The sequence below is a fragment of the Marinobacter sp. genome, assembly GCF_014859525.1.
In the GTDB taxonomy this organism is placed as follows: domain Bacteria; phylum Pseudomonadota; class Gammaproteobacteria; order Pseudomonadales; family Oleiphilaceae; genus Marinobacter.
The window spans coordinates 13,338-29,207 of sequence record NZ_JACUUB010000036.1 but is presented as its reverse complement, the minus strand read 5'-3'; the positions used below and the strand labels follow the sequence as shown (position 1 = coordinate 29,207).

Sequence of the window (15,870 nt, the reverse complement as noted above, 5' to 3'; positions counted from 1 at the left end):
TGACCCGCCCGTGCGATAACTGCCAACCAAAAAGGCTAGGGCTGCAACAAAAAGTCACGACCCAAAGCCAGCGGGTTACCCCCCAAGCTTCTTGACCAGGATCTCGTTAAAGAGCTTCGGGTTGCCCTGGCCTTTAGAGGCCTTCATCAACGGCCCCATAAAGCCACCAAGCATCTTCTTGCGTTTTTTGGGATCTTCCTCATTCTGGTACTGGGTCACCTGATCCGGCATGCCGGCCAGCACCTGATCGACCATGGATTCCAGAGCACCGGTGTCAGACACCTGCTTGAGCCCCTTGGCGTCGATAATCGCATCCACGTCATCATTCTCGCCCGACCACAAGGCTTCAAACACCTTCTTTGCCCCTGCAGAGGAAATGGTGTTGTCGGCAATGCGGGTGACCAGGGCGCCCAGTTGTGCACCTGAAATCGGAGCTTCAGTCACGGTTTTCTCCTCGGCATTCAGGCGCGCAGAGAACTCGCCCTGAATCCAGTTGGCCGCCAGTTTCGCGTCCTTGCCGTGCGCCAGGGTTTCCTCGAAGAACGCAGCCAGCTTGGCATCACCAGACAGCACGCCAGCGTCGTAATCGTTCAGACCATACTGCTCCTTGAACCGTGCCTTGCGGGCATCCGGCAGTTCCGGCAGGCGGGCGCGAGCGTCTTCGATAAACGCATCGTCGATTTCTACCGGCAGCAGGTCGGGGCAGGGGAAGTAACGGTAATCGTTGGCTTCTTCCTTGGAGCGCATCGAGCGGGATTCATCGCGGTCACCATTGTAAAGACGGGTTTCCTGAGTGATGGTGCCGCCGTCTTCCAGGATGTCCATCTGCCGTTCGACTTCGTGTGCGATGGCCTGCTCCATAAACCGGAACGAATTCAGGTTCTTGGTTTCGGTGCGGGTACCCAGGGTCTCGGCGCCTTTCGGCTTCAGCGAGATGTTGACGTCAAAGCGCATGGAGCCTTGCGACATATCGCCGTCGCAGATGCCCAGCGAGGTCACCAGGCTGTGCAGCTTCCTGGCGAAGGCCACCGCCTCTTCCGCCGTGTTCATGTCCGGCTCGGTCACCACTTCGATCAACGGCGTTCCGGCGCGGTTCAGGTCGATGCCGGACATGCCGTGATAGTCCTCGTGCAGGGACTTGCCAGCGTCTTCTTCCAGATGAGCGTGGTGAATGCGCACGCGTTTGGTGCTGCCGTCGCTCAGGTCGATATCCACATAACCGGGGCCGACGATCGGCTCAGCCAGTTGGGTGGTCTGGTAGCCCTTGGGCAGATCCGGGTAGAAGTAGTTCTTGCGCTCAAACACCGAGCGGCGGCCGATTTCGGCGTTGGTGGCCAGGCCGAACATCACCGCGTAGCGAAACGCCTGTTCGTTGGGCACCGGCAGGGTGCCCGGCATGGCCAGGTCCACCGCGTTGGCCTGGGTATTGGGCTCGGCACCGAAGGCGGTGCTGGAGCCGGAGAAAATCTTGGTCTGGGTGGCAAGCTGAACGTGAATTTCCAGCCCGATCACGATATCCCACTGCATGTGTTCGTCTCCTTTAGTCGGGCTTATTGGGGTTCACGCTGGTGCCAATCGGTCACCTGCTGGAATTGATGGGCGGCGTTCAGCAGCCGCGCTTCCGAGAAGTAGTCTCCGATGATCTGCAGCCCTACCGGCAGGCCATCGACAAACCCGGCCGGTACCGACATAGCCGGAATGCCCGCCAGGTTGATGGCGATGGTGAACACGTCTTCCAGGTACATGGAGACCGGATCGGTGGTTTTTTCGCCCTGAATAAACGCGGGGGAAGGGGTTACCGGGCTCATCAGCACATCCACTTCTTTGAAGGCGTTGATGAAATCCTGCTGAATCAAACGGCGAACTTTCTGGGCTTTCAGATAATAGGCGTCGAAATAACCCGCTGACAGGGCGTAAGAGCCCACTAAAATCCGGCGCTTGACCTCATTGCCAAAGCCTTCGGCGCGAGTACGGGTATACATGTCCATGAGATCTTTGGGATCTGCGCAGCGATAGCCGTAGCGCACGCCGTCGAAGCGGGACAGGTTGGCCGAGGCCTCCGCCGGAGCAATCACGTAGTAGGCCGCGATGGCCAGCCTGGCGTTGGGCAAAGACACTTCCTTTACCGTCGCGCCCATCTTTTCGTATTCACGCACCGCGTTACGTACCTGCTCTTCCATAACCGGTGACAGCTGATCACTGAAATATTCTTTGGGCAGGCCGATTTTCAGGCCTTTCAATGGTTCGCTCAGTGTGGCTGTGTAGTCCGGCACCTCCCGGTCGATGCAGGTGGAGTCTTTGGGGTCGAATCCTGCCATTACATTCATCATCAGCGCGGCATCTTCGGCGGTGCGGGCCATCGGGCCGGCCTGGTCCAGTGACGAGGCAAAGGCGATTATGCCGTAACGGGATACCCGGCCGTAGGTGGGTTTCAGTCCGGTAATGCCGCACAGGGCCGAGGGTTGGCGGATAGAGCCGCCAGTGTCGGTGCCCGTTGCTGCAGGCACAAGACGCGCCGCGATCGCAGCCGCAGAGCCGCCAGAGGAACCGCCTGGAACCCGTTTTTCGCCTTTTGACAGGCCCCAGGGATTGGTCACTGCACCAAAAAAGCTGGATTCGTTGGACGAGCCCATGGCGAACTCATCCATGTTGGTCTTGCCCAGGCACACTGCGCCGGCTTGTTTGAACTTTTCGACCACCGTTGCATCGTAGGGCGGCACAAAATTTTCCAGCATTTTAGAGCCGCAGCTGGTGCCCACGCCGTTGGTACAGAAAATGTCCTTGTGAGCAAAGGGCACTCCGGTCCAGGCGGTAGCCTTGCCTGCAGCGCGCATCTCGTCCGCGGTTTTTGCTTCGGTCAACGCCTGTTCATCGGAGACGGTAATAAAGCTGTTGTACTGGCTGTCCTCGCGCTTGATGCGGTCGAGGAACTGTTGGGTCAGCTCCACGCTGGAAATCGTTCCGCTCTCCAGTTCTCTGGAAAGCTCTGCTACAGACTTGTTATGCATCATCTATCCTGAAAGTTGTGATCGTCAGACAACCTGCCGGGTAAAAGGGCAGTCATGGTTATCGAAGAGCTCACTCAATAACCTTGGGTACCAGGTACAAGCCATCTTCGGTTGCCGGCGCAATAGCCTGAAACGCCGCACGCTGATCGGTTTCGGTGACGACATCGGGGCGCAATCGTTGTACCGCATCCAAGGGGTGAGCCATTGGCTCCACCGAGTCGGTATCGGCCGCACTCAGCTGATCCACCAGATCCAGAATGTTGCCCAGATCTTTTTCCAGAGCTGAAACCTGCTCGTCGTCCACTTTAATGCGGGCGAGCACGGCAACTTTCTCAATGTCTGCGCGGGAAATGCTCACGTTGCCTCCAATGATTTGTCGAAATAAGCAGAGCATATTATCAGAATCCGGATTCAGAGTGGCCCTGAAATACTCCAGAAAGTGTGCAAATGGTAAGTCGTAAGCCCTGATGTTGCCTTGCCTGCGAGGGGTGTCACTGCTAAAGTTGCCGCATTCTTTTCTGCAACCGCAACTCTCAGGTTGAAACAACACGAATGTTAATTAAAAGACTCCGAGGCTTATTTTCAAGCGACCTGTCCATCGACCTGGGCACCGCCAACACTCTGATCTATGTGCGCGAACGCGGCATTGTCCTCAATGAACCTTCCGTGGTTGCTATCCGGACCAACAATTCCCAAAAAACGGTTGCTGCCGTCGGCGCAGAGGCGAAGCGCATGCTGGGCCGCACGCCTGGTAACATCACCGCGATTCGCCCGATGAAAGACGGCGTTATTGCCGACTTTGTGGTAACCGAGAAAATGCTCCAGCACTTTATCCACAAAGTACACGAAAACAGTTTTATTACTCCAAGCCCCCGGGTTCTTGTGTGTGTGCCCAGTAAATCCACTCAGGTAGAGCGCAAGGCGATCCGCGAATCGGCCCTGGGCGCTGGTGCCCGAGAGGTGTTTTTGATTGAAGAGCCGATGGCCGCAGCCATTGGTGCCGGTCTTCCGGTTGAGGAAGCCAGCGGCTCGATGATTGTCGACATCGGCGGCGGTACCACCGAAATTGCCATCATTTCCCTGAATGGCATCGTTTACGCAGAATCCGTTCGCGTAGGTGGTGACAAGTTTGATGAGGCGATTGTTACTTACGTGCGCCGCAATTACGGCAGTCTGATCGGCGATTCGACCGCCGAGCGAATCAAACACGAAATCGGCTGTGCGTATGAAGGGTTGGATGTGCGCGAGATTGACGTGCGTGGCCGCAACCTGGCGGAAGGGGTTCCCCGTGCCTTTACCCTGAACAGTGAAGAGATTCTGGATGCTCTGCAAGAGTCACTGGCCCAGATCGTTCAGACCGTCAAGAGTGCGCTTGAGCAGTCACCGCCAGAACTGGCCTCAGACATTGCTGAGCGCGGTATCGTTCTGACCGGTGGCGGTGCACTGTTGCGAGGCCTGGATAAGCTTATCAGTGAAGAGACTGGCCTGCCGGTGATTATCGCCGAAGACCCTCTGACGTGTGTCGCTCGGGGTGGCGGTAAGGCACTGGAAGTGATTGATCGCGGTGGTATCGGAATGTTCTCCCAGGAGGGATAATCCTGTGGGAGGGCTTCGCCATTAAAACGATCTTTGTCCAGGGGCCGGTGCCCGGCTTCAGGCTGTTTCTTGTGATTCTGATATCGGCAGCGTTAATCGCTGCCGATGCCCGTTTTGATAAGCTCACTCCTGTTCGCAGTACCCTGGAAACCGGCCTTGCGCCGGTGTATTGGCTGGGGAATGCGCCTTACCGTTTCAGTGACTGGTTTGCAGGTCTTTTCGTCAGCAGAGATGATCTGCAGAGCGAAAATGAAGAGCTGAAAGCCCGAATGCTGATTCTTGAGCGCCGTGCGCTCAAATACGCTGCCCTTGCCTCCGAAAACAATGAACTGCGCCGCTTGTTGAATTCCTCAGAAGTGCTCGATGATCGGGTGATCGTGGGCCAGATCGTGGGTGTGTCACCGGACCCTTTTTCTCACGAAGTTATTATCAACAAAGGCCAAAGTGATGGAGTCACTACCGGCCAGGCGGTGTTGGATGCTGAAGGCTTGATGGGGCAGATCGTCCAGACCAGTCAGTTTACCTCCCGGGTGCTATTGGTGTCTGACAGCAGTCATGCGGTTCCTGTTGAGGTGGTCCGGAACGGCCTGCGCTCGGTCCTGCTCGGTAACGGTGAAGCTGACGAGCTGGACCTTGTTCACGTGCCAGACACAGCCGACATCCGTGAAGGCGACACTCTGGTCAGTTCGGGACTGGGTGGGCGCTTCCCCCGAGGCTACCCGGTTGCCGAGGTTAGTCGGATTACCAAAGAGCCGGGGGAACCTTTCGTGACGATTCGAGCCGTACCCAAGGCCCGTCTTAATCAGAGTCGTATGGTGCTGGTGGTGTTTCAGCCGGAGGCTCGCGACCGCCTTGAAGACAGGTCGGCGGTTCCGATGGAAGAGGGCACAAACTGATGTTGTCAGTGATCAGCTACCCGTTGTTTCTAGTCACTGTTGTGTTGGCCCTTGTTCTGAGCATTTCGCTGTTCCCGGTGGGTTGGTTTGAGTTTCGCCCGGAATGGCTGGGGTTGGTGGTTTTCTACTGGACCTTCCGAGCGCCCGCCCAGTTCGGAATTCTGATGGCCTGGTGCCTGGGCTTGTTGCTGGATGTATTGGAAGCGACACCCTTGGGCACCAACGCGCTCGGTATGGCGCTGATTGCCTTTCTTGTTCTTACCATCCACCAACGTCTGAGAATGCATCCGCTGCCACAGCAGTGCCTGATGGTGTTCTTACTGCTCGGAATCAACCAGATGCTGGTGCACTTCATAAAACAGATGCTTGGGGCCGATGCTGCCGGGTTCAGTTACCTTTGGCCAGCGCTCACCAGTGCTATTGCCTGGCCCTTCCTGTGCGGTTTACTTGATCGCCTGAACCGGCAACTGGGGTGATGCCTATGAAACCGCTCATCCTGGCGTCTGCATCTCCGCGCCGTGCAGAATTGCTTGAGCAGATTGGTCTGGCCTTTCGTGTGCAGCCGGCTGATGTGGATGAAACCGTGCCGGCTGGTGAGCCTGCAGAGCAGTACGTTGAGCGGCTTGCCCGAGAGAAAGCGCAATCGGTGGCGAGGCACAATCCCGACAGCCTGGTCTTGGGCTCGGATACCTCGGTGGTGCTGCAAGGTGACATCCTTGGCAAGCCGGGCTCGGTGGCCGAAGCCCAAGCCATGCTGGCGCGATTGTCAGGTCAGGCCCATCAGGTCATGACCGCCGTGGCCCTGGCTGAGGGCGCACATTGCCAGTCCAGGTTGGTTGTTACCAGTGTCCGCTTTCGAGCGTTATCCGACGCTGAAATAGACGCTTACGTGGCCAGTGGTGAGCCAATGGACAAGGCTGGAGGCTACGGTATTCAGGGCTTGGGTGGTATCTTTGTGAGTGAACTCAAGGGCAGCTACAGCGCGGTCGTGGGCCTACCCCTACAAGAGACCGCCGGCTTGCTGGCGGAGGCTGGTCATCCGGTCTGGCGGAACTGGCGGTGCAGTAAGGAGAGCCAAACATGAGTGAAGAAATCCTGATCAACGTCACTCCGGTTGAAACCCGGGTCGCATTGGTCGAGAACGGAATGCTTCAGGAAGCCTATATCGAACGGACCAGTCGCAAGGGCATCGTCGGTAACATCTATAAAGGCAAAGTGGTCAGAGTGCTCCCGGGAATGGAGGCCGCTTTCGTTGATATTGGCCTCGAGCGAGCAGCCTTTATCCATGCGTCCGATCTGGTGACTAACCAGGTCAGCCCCGATGAGCTATCGGATGGCCCGAAAATGGTGCCCGATATCCGTACTTTGCTCCGGGAAGGCCAGTCGCTGGTGGTTCAGGTCACGAAAGACCCGATAGGCACCAAGGGTGCGCGCCTGACCACTCAGCTCTCCATCCCGTCCCGGTATCTGGTGTTTATGCCGGGGGTCAGCCACATTGGTATCTCTCAGCGTATCGAAGACGATAACGAGCGGGCGCGCCTGAAGGCGGTTATTGAGGAAGGGGTTGCTGCCGAAGTGGATCACATAACCGGTGGTTACATCATCCGGACCGCTGCAGAGGCCGCGGTTGCGGACGACCTGCTGGGTGATATGACCTATCTGCACCGCCTTAGCCAGTCGATTCATGAGCGGATGGCGAAAGCGCCGGCACCCTCGGTGGTTTACCAGGATCTGCCCTTGTTTATTCGCACCATACGGGATCTGATCCGACCGCAGACAGAAAAAGTCCGCATCGACAGTCGGGAAAGTTACCATCGGGTGATGGAATTTGTGCAGGAGTTTGTCACGGAATTCGCAGACAAGGTGGAGTATTATCCCGGTGAGCGACCGATTTTCGACCTGTATTCTGTTGAAGACGAAATCCAGAAAGCTCTGAGTCGTAAGGTTCAGCTGAAGTCTGGTGGTTATGTCATCATCGATCAAACAGAAGCGATGACCACCATCGACATTAATACCGGCGCCTTTGTCGGGCACAGGAACCTTGAAGAAACCATCTTCAAAACCAACCTGGAGGCGGCACGGGCTATTAGCCGGCAACTCAGATTGAGAAATCTGGGTGGCATCATCATCATCGATTTTATCGACATGGATGACCCCGAACACCAGCGCCAGGTACACCGGATGCTGGAGAAAATGCTCGAAAGGGATCATGCGAAAACCAAGATTACCGGTGTTTCCGAGCTCGGTCTGGTCGAAATGACCCGAAAACGCACCACGGAAAGCCTGGGTCAGGTATTGTGCGAGCCTTGCCCGATTTGCGATGGTCGAGGATTTCTGAAAACGGCTGAAACCGTTTGTTATGAAATATTTCGGGAAATTCTCAGGGTTAACCGCGCCTACGAGGTGGAGAACTACCTGGTAATGGCCTCGCAGAATGTCGTTGACCGCCTGCTCGATGAAGAGTCAGATAACGTAGCGGATCTTGAAACCTTCATCAGTAAGAGCATTCGGTTTCAGGTGGAGCCTTTCTACAGCCAGGAACAATACGACGTGGTTCTGCTCTGACGCCCGCTGAGCCGGGCTGTCTGAGGAGTGATGTAAGCTATGCAAGGCCGTGAGCAACACCAAGCCCAATCTCAGGATCGTTCAGCTGGTGCGCTGGCGAAGGCGCTTGAGTATCTGGCGAACGCGGTTTGGTGGCTTCTTTTTGCGATACTGGTGGTGTTCGCCCTGTATGTCGGGCTTGGTCGCCAGCTGACCAATAACCTTGATCGCTATTCTTACGATCTTTCGGCGACCCTTTCAGAGCGCACCGGGTTCGATGTCCGGATTGGCCAACTGTCATCGCGCTGGCACTGGCTTGACCCTGCAGTGACCGCGACCGATCTTACCCTTTCTGATCCTGACACCGGTGAACGTATCGCCGAGCTGGAGCATCTGCGCCTGCGCCTGGACTTTCTGTCTTCCGTGTCCCGCCTCCGACTGGTGTTTGAAGACTTTGAGGCCGATGGACTATCGCTGGTCCTGCCCCGGCAGCCTGAGCTGGACATGCTCAACCGACCGGATGAGCTGAGCGATCTGACTCGCCCGGGAGGTCAGGGCTTACAAGCCTGGCTGAAACTGGCGGGGCGCTGGCTGTCAGACCCCAGAGTAACGCTGACCCGGATCAGCGTTGTTATTGACGATGGCTCAGATAACCTGCGCCAACTGGATGTTCCAAGGCTCGAGTTGATCTACCGGCGGGGGCTGTTTCAGGCTTCCGGCCGTGCCATGCAGCCCGGCACTTCCACTCAGTTGGCCAGCTTTGCGTTGGTCGGTCAGCACTTTTTCCGCGGAGAATTTACCGGACAGCTCTATCTGGATGTTGATTCCGGTCGGCTGTTTGACGGGCTGGCTGACAATCTGAACTGGCGCGGACTGAGGGTTGAGGGCGTTGATCTGGGGGGGCAAGCCTGGTTAACCTTCAGGGACGGTGAGATAGAACAGGTTCAGGGCTCAGTCCGCACGCCCTATCTCCAACTGGGCGTAAATCAGGAATCGCTTGCGCCCATGGAGAACATCCGGGCGCGCTTCGGCTGGCAGAAAGCAGGGCCACTCCATCTTCAGCAACTTCAGTGGCAATGGAACGGTGATGAGGTTGAGCCGTTCGGGCTTCGCCTGGAGCCGGCTGCTGATGGCCAGTTGCTGATTGCTGACGGCTTGCCGTTGGCACCTATTCGGCGACTGCTTCAGGTGTTGCCACTGTTGCCTGACATGGCCAACCGGGCGTTGGAGCAGTACCGGCCTTCCGGTTACCTGGATGATGTGATACTCACCCTGCCAGACGACCCAGCCCACTTTGAACTGTCTGGCCGGCTGCGCGGTGTGTCGGTTCATGCGGCTCAGGGAGCGCCTTCCGCCAGTGGCCTTCATGGTCAGATCCAGTTGAGTGCAGACCGGGGCTATGTCACTTTGCAGACTCTGCAGCCGGCGACCTTGGGTTTCCCGCGGTTGTTTGCTTCTGACTGGCTGCTTAACACCCTCACGGGCACGGTGTCCTGGGAGCTGGCTGGGCCGATCACCCGAGTATTTGCAAACGACTTGAGCTTTACCTACGGAGAGCGAACAGCACTGACCGGTGCGTTCGATCTCAGGCTGGACCGGTTTGGTGAAGACAATCTTGGCCTGAGTGTGGGCGTTGAAAATGGCGAAGCGCCGATGTTGGCCGATTTCATTCCGGTCAAAGCGGTGGATGACGGGCTTTACGATTGGCTAACGGCGGCCATCACCGAGGCCAATATCACCGCTGGCCATTATTACGGACACGGCCGAATTGACGCGGGCGCCCCTCGTGGATCGTTTGTCTCCTCCATGTGGTATGAGTTTGATGAGGCCCGGGTCCGGTATGACGAGCGCTGGCCCGAGCTTGAAAATGGCCGTGGTCGGGTTGATATTCACAATGCGGACACGGTGGTGACTCTGGCGCGAGGTCGCATCGGCGGGCTGGATCTTGATAAAGGTGAAGTCAAAGTTGTGCCCGGCACCAAAGATGAAGCAACCAGAATACTGGTGGATGCTGGCGCCCATGTGCCGGGGCAATCGGTGCCGTACTGGATGAACAATACGCCTCTGGGTGAGTTGGCCGGCGTTGTGGTTAGCGAGCTTGACTATGATGGCCTATACGAATTGGCGTTGAACCTGGAGATTCCACTCGACGGTGCGGCACAGACTGAAGTGCAGGCACAGGTGAGCACCCGCGACGGGAAAGTGAGCTACCCGGGCGCCGGGCTAACCTGGTCCGGTATTGCAGGTAATCTTACCTACCACACTACTCGGGGCTTTTCCGGAGAGCCCTTGCGCGCGGATTTTCTGGGGCAACCGGTTACCGTGACCTTTGAGCAGATAGCGCGAGAGGCTGGGGCCGGAGGTCCGGCATTGTCGATACGGCAGACCGGTGAGGTGCCTTTGCCGCAGTTACTGAGAGAGCTGGGGTTGGGGGCTGACCTTTCCCTCGGTATGGCCGGCACCATCGACTACCTCGCCAAGCTGGAGGTAGCCGCTGCAACCACACCCCGGATTTCGATCAGCTCAGACTTGCGTGGGCTTGCGCTGGACTGGCCGGAGCCGCTGGGTAAATCGGTGGATCAGAAGGCAGAACTGCTGGCCCTTGTAGACGCCAGTGAGAGTGAAGGCGTTCGGGTATCAGGAGACTGGCAGGATCGCCTCGATTTCGATCTGTTATGGAAGCCGTCCGGGTTTGATCTTCGGCTCAGCCAGTTAAACCTCGCCGGGCACAGCCTCAACGGTATTCAGATCAATGCGTTGGATCTGGGCGATCGATGGGTATTCCACACCGATTCAGAGCGAGCAGCCGGGCGCATCGTGGTCCCCAGTGAAGGCGTGATTGATGTCGATCTTCAGCGACTCAACCTGTCGCGGTCCGAGCCGGACGGCGACATAGACAGCCGTCCTGAGTTGCTGACGCTGGAAGAACAGTTGGAAGCCTTTCAGTCCCTCGATATCGGAAGTTGGCCGGACATCGATGTGAAGATTGCCACGCTGACGTTGGGCGATGAAAGTGCCGGGCGATGGCAGTTCAGTCTGCGTCCGCAACCGTTCCGGTTGAACATTGTTGACATTGATGGGCAGCTGGAAACTTTGGCCCTGAAGGGCGACATGAGCTGGAGCGTAGTGGATGACCGGGAAACCAGTCGCTTTGTGGGTACGCTCGCGGGTGGCCGCCTGAGAGAACTGGAACTTCTGACCGGGGCGCCGATCCCGCTGAACAACGATCAGACCCATATCGATCTGGATCTGGACTGGCCTGGCCGACCGGATGAGTTTGCCTTGAGCGGGCTTAATGGCCAGGTCAGCGTGCGGTTGGACGACGGCGTTATCATGGAGCAAAGCGGGTCGGCCCAGCTGTTCCGAATTTTCAATCTGTTGAATACGGATACACTCTGGCGTCGATTGCGCCTGGATTTTTCAGACCTGTACGAGAGGGGTATCGCTTTCGATGCTATTTCCGGAAAAGCCAGTATTGTGAACGGCTTGATCACGCTGGATCCGGAGCTGCAACTGGTTGGCCCATCCGGCGCTTTCAAGCTCAGTGGCACGACCAATATGTCGGATGAAAGCCTGGATATGCGCCTGGTATTGGTGCTGCCAGTTACCCAGAACCTGCCGCTTGCTGCCATACTGATGGGGGCCAGTGCCCCGATCGGGGGAGCGCTATTTGTTCTGGATAAGATTTTGGGTGATCCCCTCAGCCGATTGACCAGTGCCACCTACAGTGTGACCGGCACCTGGAGTGACCCCAAAGTAGATCTTCGCCGGGTATTTGATACAGGTGAATAAGGGAGTGGAGCCATGACCCAAGTTGCCGCCATTCAGATGGTCAGCAGTCACGACATTGAACGTAATCTGGCCGAGGCCTCCCGACTGTTGCGACAAGCGGCGGCGGAAGGGGCGAAAGTCGCGGTATTGCCGGAGAATTTTGCCGTACTGGCCACCGCGCAGATGTTGGCGTGCGGTCGGCAGGAGGCGGGTCCAGAGCCCGTGATCCGTCGTTTTTTGTCGGAGCAAGCCAAGACCCTGGGGTTATGGCTTGTCGGTGGCTCTATGCCTTTGGCAACGCGTCCAGACGGATCGAAGGTCCCCGAGCGTGTGCGGGCAAGTTGTCTTGTGTACAACGATCAGGGGCAGGAAGTTGCACGGTACGACAAGATCCACCTGTTCGATGCCATGGTGGAAGACGCCCATGGCGTGTATCGCGAATCCGACACGTTCGAGCCGGGTGATCAGGTGGTCGCGGTAGACACGCCTGCCGGTAGGCTGGGATTGGCCATCTGCTATGACCTCCGGTTTCCCGAACTGTTCAGGGCGTTAAGGGCGCAAGAGGTTGATTGGGTGTGCCTGCCCAGTGCGTTCACCTGGCAGACCGGCGATGCCCATTGGCATGCGTTGATTCGGGCTCGCGCTATTGAAAATCAGGTCTGGTTGGTTGCACCGGGGCAGGGCGGTCAGAACAGTCCGCGCAGGAAAACCTATGGCCACAGCCTGATTTGCGATCCCTGGGGTAAGGTTGTCTGTGAAATTGAGGAAGGCCCCGGGCTGGTGAGCGCAGATCTTGATAGCGAACGCGCACGCGAGCTCAGGGCCCGTATGCCGGTTTGGCAACATCGGCGTCTTTAAGGGGCCGAAGGTCACAACTCTGAGCTACAGTTCAGCGTCGTCAATCCACTCGCGCAGGGCGCGGAACAGTTTCCGTGCCTGGCCTGTGTTTTTCTGTGCGTCCACTTCTTTACGGGCATTGCGCACCAGGTTGCGTAAATGCTGAACGTCGGCGAGCGGACAATAGCCAATGAACTCTCCCACCACTTTGTCACCTTCGGCAATCATCCGGTCGCGCCAGCGTTCAGCCAGGTGGTGGCGACGGGTATGTTCTTCACTGCCGGCATGAAAGGCATCAATGGCCCGGCTCAGAGTCTCGGGATCGGTTTCTTGTCGAATTACTTTGCCAATGTACTGCAGGTGCCGGCGTTTGGCCTCACGCTGGTTGATGCGGCGTGATTCCATAATGGCACGGTACAGCGTGTCACTGATCGTCAGTGTCGCCAGTTGTTCATCATTGAGCTCCAACATCCGTTTGCCAAGATCCTGCAGCGCGTGCATTTCCCGCTTCAGTTGAGACTTGCTGGGGCCGGCGTATTCTTGAAACTCTTCAGTTTGCGGACCGTTGTCGGATTGGCTCATGGTTGGCTTCTCATGCATAAAAGTAGGTGGCGAGTCCCAGGAAAGACAGGAATCCCACAACATCGGTTGTGGTGAGCAGGATGACGCCTCCGGCTAACGCAGGGTCAATGTCCAGTTTTTTCAGTGTCAACGGAAGTAACGTGCCGACAATCGACGCAATGGTCAAATTAATGATCAGCGCCATTGCGATAACCAAGCCAATGATTGGGTCTCTGAACCAGAGCATGGCGGCAGCTGACACCACGATGGCAAATAAAAATCCGTTCAGGGTTGTGGCAAGAAATTCCCGATTAAGCAGCCACCTGACATTGGTGCTGCTTACTTGACCTACTGCCATACCTCGGATCATCAAGGTAAGCGTCTGACTGCCAGCGATACCGCCCATACTGGCGACGATGGGCATCAGTACAGCAAGGGCGACCACTTGCTGGATGGTTTCTTCAAACAGGCCGATGACAGACGCAGAGGTAAACGCAGTGACCACGTTAACGCCAAGCCAGACCGCGCGTCTGCGGGTGGTTTTCATGACTGGCGCAAAAGTGTCTTCGTCTTCATCCAGGCCGGCCATGCTCATCAGTGAGTGGTCGGCGTCTTCCCGAATAACATCCACCACGTCATCGATGGTGATTCGGCCAAGCAATTTGTTATGGTCATTGACCACCGGAGCCGAGATCAGGTCATAACGTTCGAACAGTGTCGCCACTTTGGTGTCTGACAAGCCGACCGGGATTGGTTCAATCTCGGTGTCCATGACTTCCCTGACCGTGGCAGCCGGGTTGGATACCAACATCCGGGTAATCGATAACATACCGATATATGCGTCTCGTCGGCTCACAACGATGAGGCTATCGGTCATGGGTGGCAGGTTGCGATGGCGGCGGAGGTAACGCAACACAACGTCAATGCTGATGTCTGGCCGCACGGTGATCGTATCCGTGTTCATCAAGCCGCCGGCGGTATCTTCCGGGTAGGCGAGCACCTCTTCTACCCGCTGCCGGTCCTGCTCGTCCATGGTGTCCAGGACTTCCTGGATGACCGTGTCCGGTAGTTGCTGGAGCAGGTCGGCGAGATCGTCGGATTCGAAATCCTCAATGATGTCGGCCAATTCCTGGGCGTTCAGCTGGCTCAGGAAATAACCTCGGATGTCGTCACCAAGGTACTGGAGCACTTCTCCTTCGAGCTGCTTGTCGACAAGGTTCCACAACAAGGCACGCTGGCGAGGCGGAGAGGATTCCAGCAGGTGGGCGATATCGCTGGGGCTCAGGCCGCCATTGAGGATGCGGGCTACTTGCTTGAGCGCACCACTGTCCAGAGCCTCACCGAGAGAGCGAAGGCGCTGGCGGGCCTGACTTTTTTCCAGAATATCGGTCATAAAACCACCTGCGTTCAGAAAACCGTCGCATTATAGCGGAGTTAGCTTACTCAGGTGAGAAAGAGTTGTAGGGAAATAACGAAGCCAGACCAGACTTATCCGCCTTCGCCAAAATAATCATTGATCAGCGTCACCAGGGCAGCAATAGCGTCTTGTTCGTCTGGGCCCTCGGCAATGAGTTCAACCTCGGTGCCCTGGCTGGCCGCCAACATCATGACTTGCATGATGTTCTTGGCGTCTACATCCCGGCCTTTGCCGCGAATCCGGACCTGGCTTTCAAAGCCAGACGCGGTCGCTACAAGCTTGGCCGTGGCGCGGGCATGCAGGCCCAGTTTATTGATGATGGTGACGGGGTGGCAGATCATGGGTTGATCATATCTCTCCGCGTGCCTGAAGGTGAGGCAGCTCGTTGTGGCGCACCTGAACATTGTTATAACGAGTGCTGAAATGGCGGCCCAGCTGCTCGCAGACGTACACCGAACGGTGCTGGCCACCGGTGCAACCGATAGAAATGGTCATGTAGCTGCGGTTGCTGTCGGCAAAGGACGGTAGCCAGGTGTCGAGAAATCGGGTCAAGTCATCCACCATCTGTGTGGTCAATGGCTCCCGCTCGAGAAAGTCGATCACCGGCTGGTCGGTGCCAATGAACTTGCGCAGACTGGTGTCCCAATAGGGATTGGGTAGGCAGCGAACATCAAAAACATAGTCCGAATCCACGGGAACGCCATGCTTAAAGCCAAAAGACTGGAACAGCAGAGCGAGTTCCTGATCTTTACGGCCCGCCACACGCTGCTTGACCATGTCGCGCAGCTCGTACATCGAAAGGCCCGTGGTGTTGACGTAGAGATCGGCCAGTTTCGAGAGTGGCTCCAACAAGGCCTTTTCATTAGCAATGGCTTCACGCAGGGAGGTTTTGTCGTCACTTAACGGGTGTTTGCGCCGGGTGGCGTGAAACCGCTGCAACAGTGATTGTTCATCGGCATCCAGAAAGATGACTTCAACCACAATGCCGGTATCCCGAAGCTGATCGTAAATCTGCTCGAAATTGGCCAATTCGGCCGACAGATTTCGGGCATCGATACTGACCGCCATTTTTCTGAGCCGGCCGGGCGCCTCTTGACTGGCGGCCTCACGCGTCAGGGGGAACAGCAATCCGATAGGAAGGTTGTCGATGCAATAGAAGCCCAGATCCTCAAGCACATGCAGTGCGGTACTTTTTCCGGACCCGGATCGGCCACTGACGATGATGAGTTTCATGGTTGGC

14 protein-coding genes are annotated in these 15,870 nt (G+C 56.9%); 7 read left to right on the top strand and 7 right to left on the bottom strand.

The genetic code is table 11. The features are described from left to right. Positions 1 to 75 precede the first annotated feature (75 nt). The 3 genes from gatB to gatC all read right to left on the bottom strand — a co-directional run bounded on the left by gatB (position 76) and on the right by gatC (position 3,366). A complete protein-coding gene (gene gatB / locus IBX51_RS09230) occupies positions 76 to 1,527 on the bottom strand; it encodes an Asp-tRNA(Asn)/Glu-tRNA(Gln) amidotransferase subunit GatB (RefSeq protein ID WP_291830881.1) in 1,452 nt (483 codons plus the stop codon). 23 nt (positions 1,528 to 1,550) lie between these two features. Continuing rightward, a complete protein-coding gene (gene gatA, locus IBX51_RS09225) occupies positions 1,551 to 3,008 on the bottom strand; it encodes an Asp-tRNA(Asn)/Glu-tRNA(Gln) amidotransferase subunit GatA (protein ID WP_291830880.1) in 1,458 nt (485 codons plus the stop codon). A 70-nt stretch (positions 3,009 to 3,078) separates the two neighbouring features. Continuing rightward, positions 3,079 to 3,366, bottom strand: coding sequence for an Asp-tRNA(Asn)/Glu-tRNA(Gln) amidotransferase subunit GatC (gene gatC, locus IBX51_RS09220; RefSeq protein ID WP_291830879.1), 288 nt, complete (start codon positions 3,364 to 3,366; stop codon positions 3,079 to 3,081). A gap of 194 nt (positions 3,367 to 3,560) precedes the next feature. Between gatC and IBX51_RS09215 the strand changes: the two genes are divergently transcribed. The 7 genes from IBX51_RS09215 to IBX51_RS09185 are packed head-to-tail and all read left to right on the top strand — an operon-like array spanning position 3,561 to position 12,673. Then, positions 3,561 to 4,604, top strand: a complete 1,044-nt coding sequence (locus IBX51_RS09215) for a rod shape-determining protein (RefSeq protein WP_213465593.1) — start codon at positions 3,561 to 3,563, stop codon at positions 4,602 to 4,604. 29 nt (positions 4,605 to 4,633) lie between these two features. Beyond that, positions 4,634 to 5,500, top strand: a complete 867-nt coding sequence (mreC, locus tag IBX51_RS09210; protein WP_291830884.1) for a rod shape-determining protein MreC — start codon at positions 4,634 to 4,636, stop codon at positions 5,498 to 5,500. Continuing rightward, the gene (gene mreD / locus IBX51_RS09205; protein WP_291830878.1) at positions 5,500 to 5,976 is read left to right on the top strand and encodes a rod shape-determining protein MreD; all 477 of its coding nucleotides are present in this window, start codon (positions 5,500 to 5,502) and stop codon (positions 5,974 to 5,976) included. The genes mreC and mreD overlap by 1 nt, the downstream gene beginning before the upstream one ends. Positions 5,977 to 5,981: 5 nt before the next feature. Beyond that, positions 5,982 to 6,584, top strand: a complete 603-nt coding sequence (locus IBX51_RS09200; RefSeq protein WP_291830877.1) for a nucleoside triphosphate pyrophosphatase — start codon at positions 5,982 to 5,984, stop codon at positions 6,582 to 6,584. After that, on the top strand, positions 6,581 to 8,065 hold the full coding sequence (rng, locus tag IBX51_RS09195) for a ribonuclease G (protein ID WP_291830876.1): 1,485 nt from the start codon (positions 6,581 to 6,583) through the stop codon (positions 8,063 to 8,065). Before IBX51_RS09200 ends, rng begins: the two co-directional genes overlap by 4 nt. Positions 8,066 to 8,104: 39 nt before the next feature. Further along, on the top strand, positions 8,105 to 11,836 hold the full coding sequence (locus IBX51_RS09190; protein WP_291830874.1) for an AsmA-like C-terminal region-containing protein: 3,732 nt from the start codon (positions 8,105 to 8,107) through the stop codon (positions 11,834 to 11,836). Positions 11,837 to 11,848: 12 nt separating this feature from the next. Then, positions 11,849 to 12,673 (top strand): carbon-nitrogen hydrolase family protein, encoded by an 825-nt coding sequence (locus tag IBX51_RS09185; RefSeq protein WP_291830873.1) that lies wholly within the window; start codon positions 11,849 to 11,851, stop codon positions 12,671 to 12,673. Positions 12,674 to 12,697: 24 nt separating this feature from the next. Here the strand turns inward: IBX51_RS09185 and yjgA are convergent, their stop codons facing one another. From yjgA to rapZ, 4 genes are all read right to left on the bottom strand, one after another. Further along, positions 12,698 to 13,234 (bottom strand): ribosome biogenesis factor YjgA, encoded by a 537-nt coding sequence (gene yjgA, locus IBX51_RS09180; protein WP_291830872.1) that lies wholly within the window; start codon positions 13,232 to 13,234, stop codon positions 12,698 to 12,700. A 10-nt stretch (positions 13,235 to 13,244) separates the two neighbouring features. Beyond that, a complete protein-coding gene (gene mgtE, locus IBX51_RS09175) occupies positions 13,245 to 14,606 on the bottom strand; it encodes a magnesium transporter (RefSeq protein ID WP_291830871.1) in 1,362 nt (453 codons plus the stop codon). 95 nt (positions 14,607 to 14,701) lie between these two features. Then, entirely contained in the window at positions 14,702 to 14,971 is a 270-nt protein-coding gene (locus IBX51_RS09170) for an HPr family phosphocarrier protein (protein ID WP_291830870.1), read from the bottom strand. A 7-nt stretch (positions 14,972 to 14,978) separates the two neighbouring features. After that, positions 14,979 to 15,863, bottom strand: a complete 885-nt coding sequence (rapZ, locus tag IBX51_RS09165; RefSeq protein WP_291830869.1) for an RNase adapter RapZ — start codon at positions 15,861 to 15,863, stop codon at positions 14,979 to 14,981. Between the last annotated feature and the right edge of the window lie 7 nt (positions 15,864 to 15,870).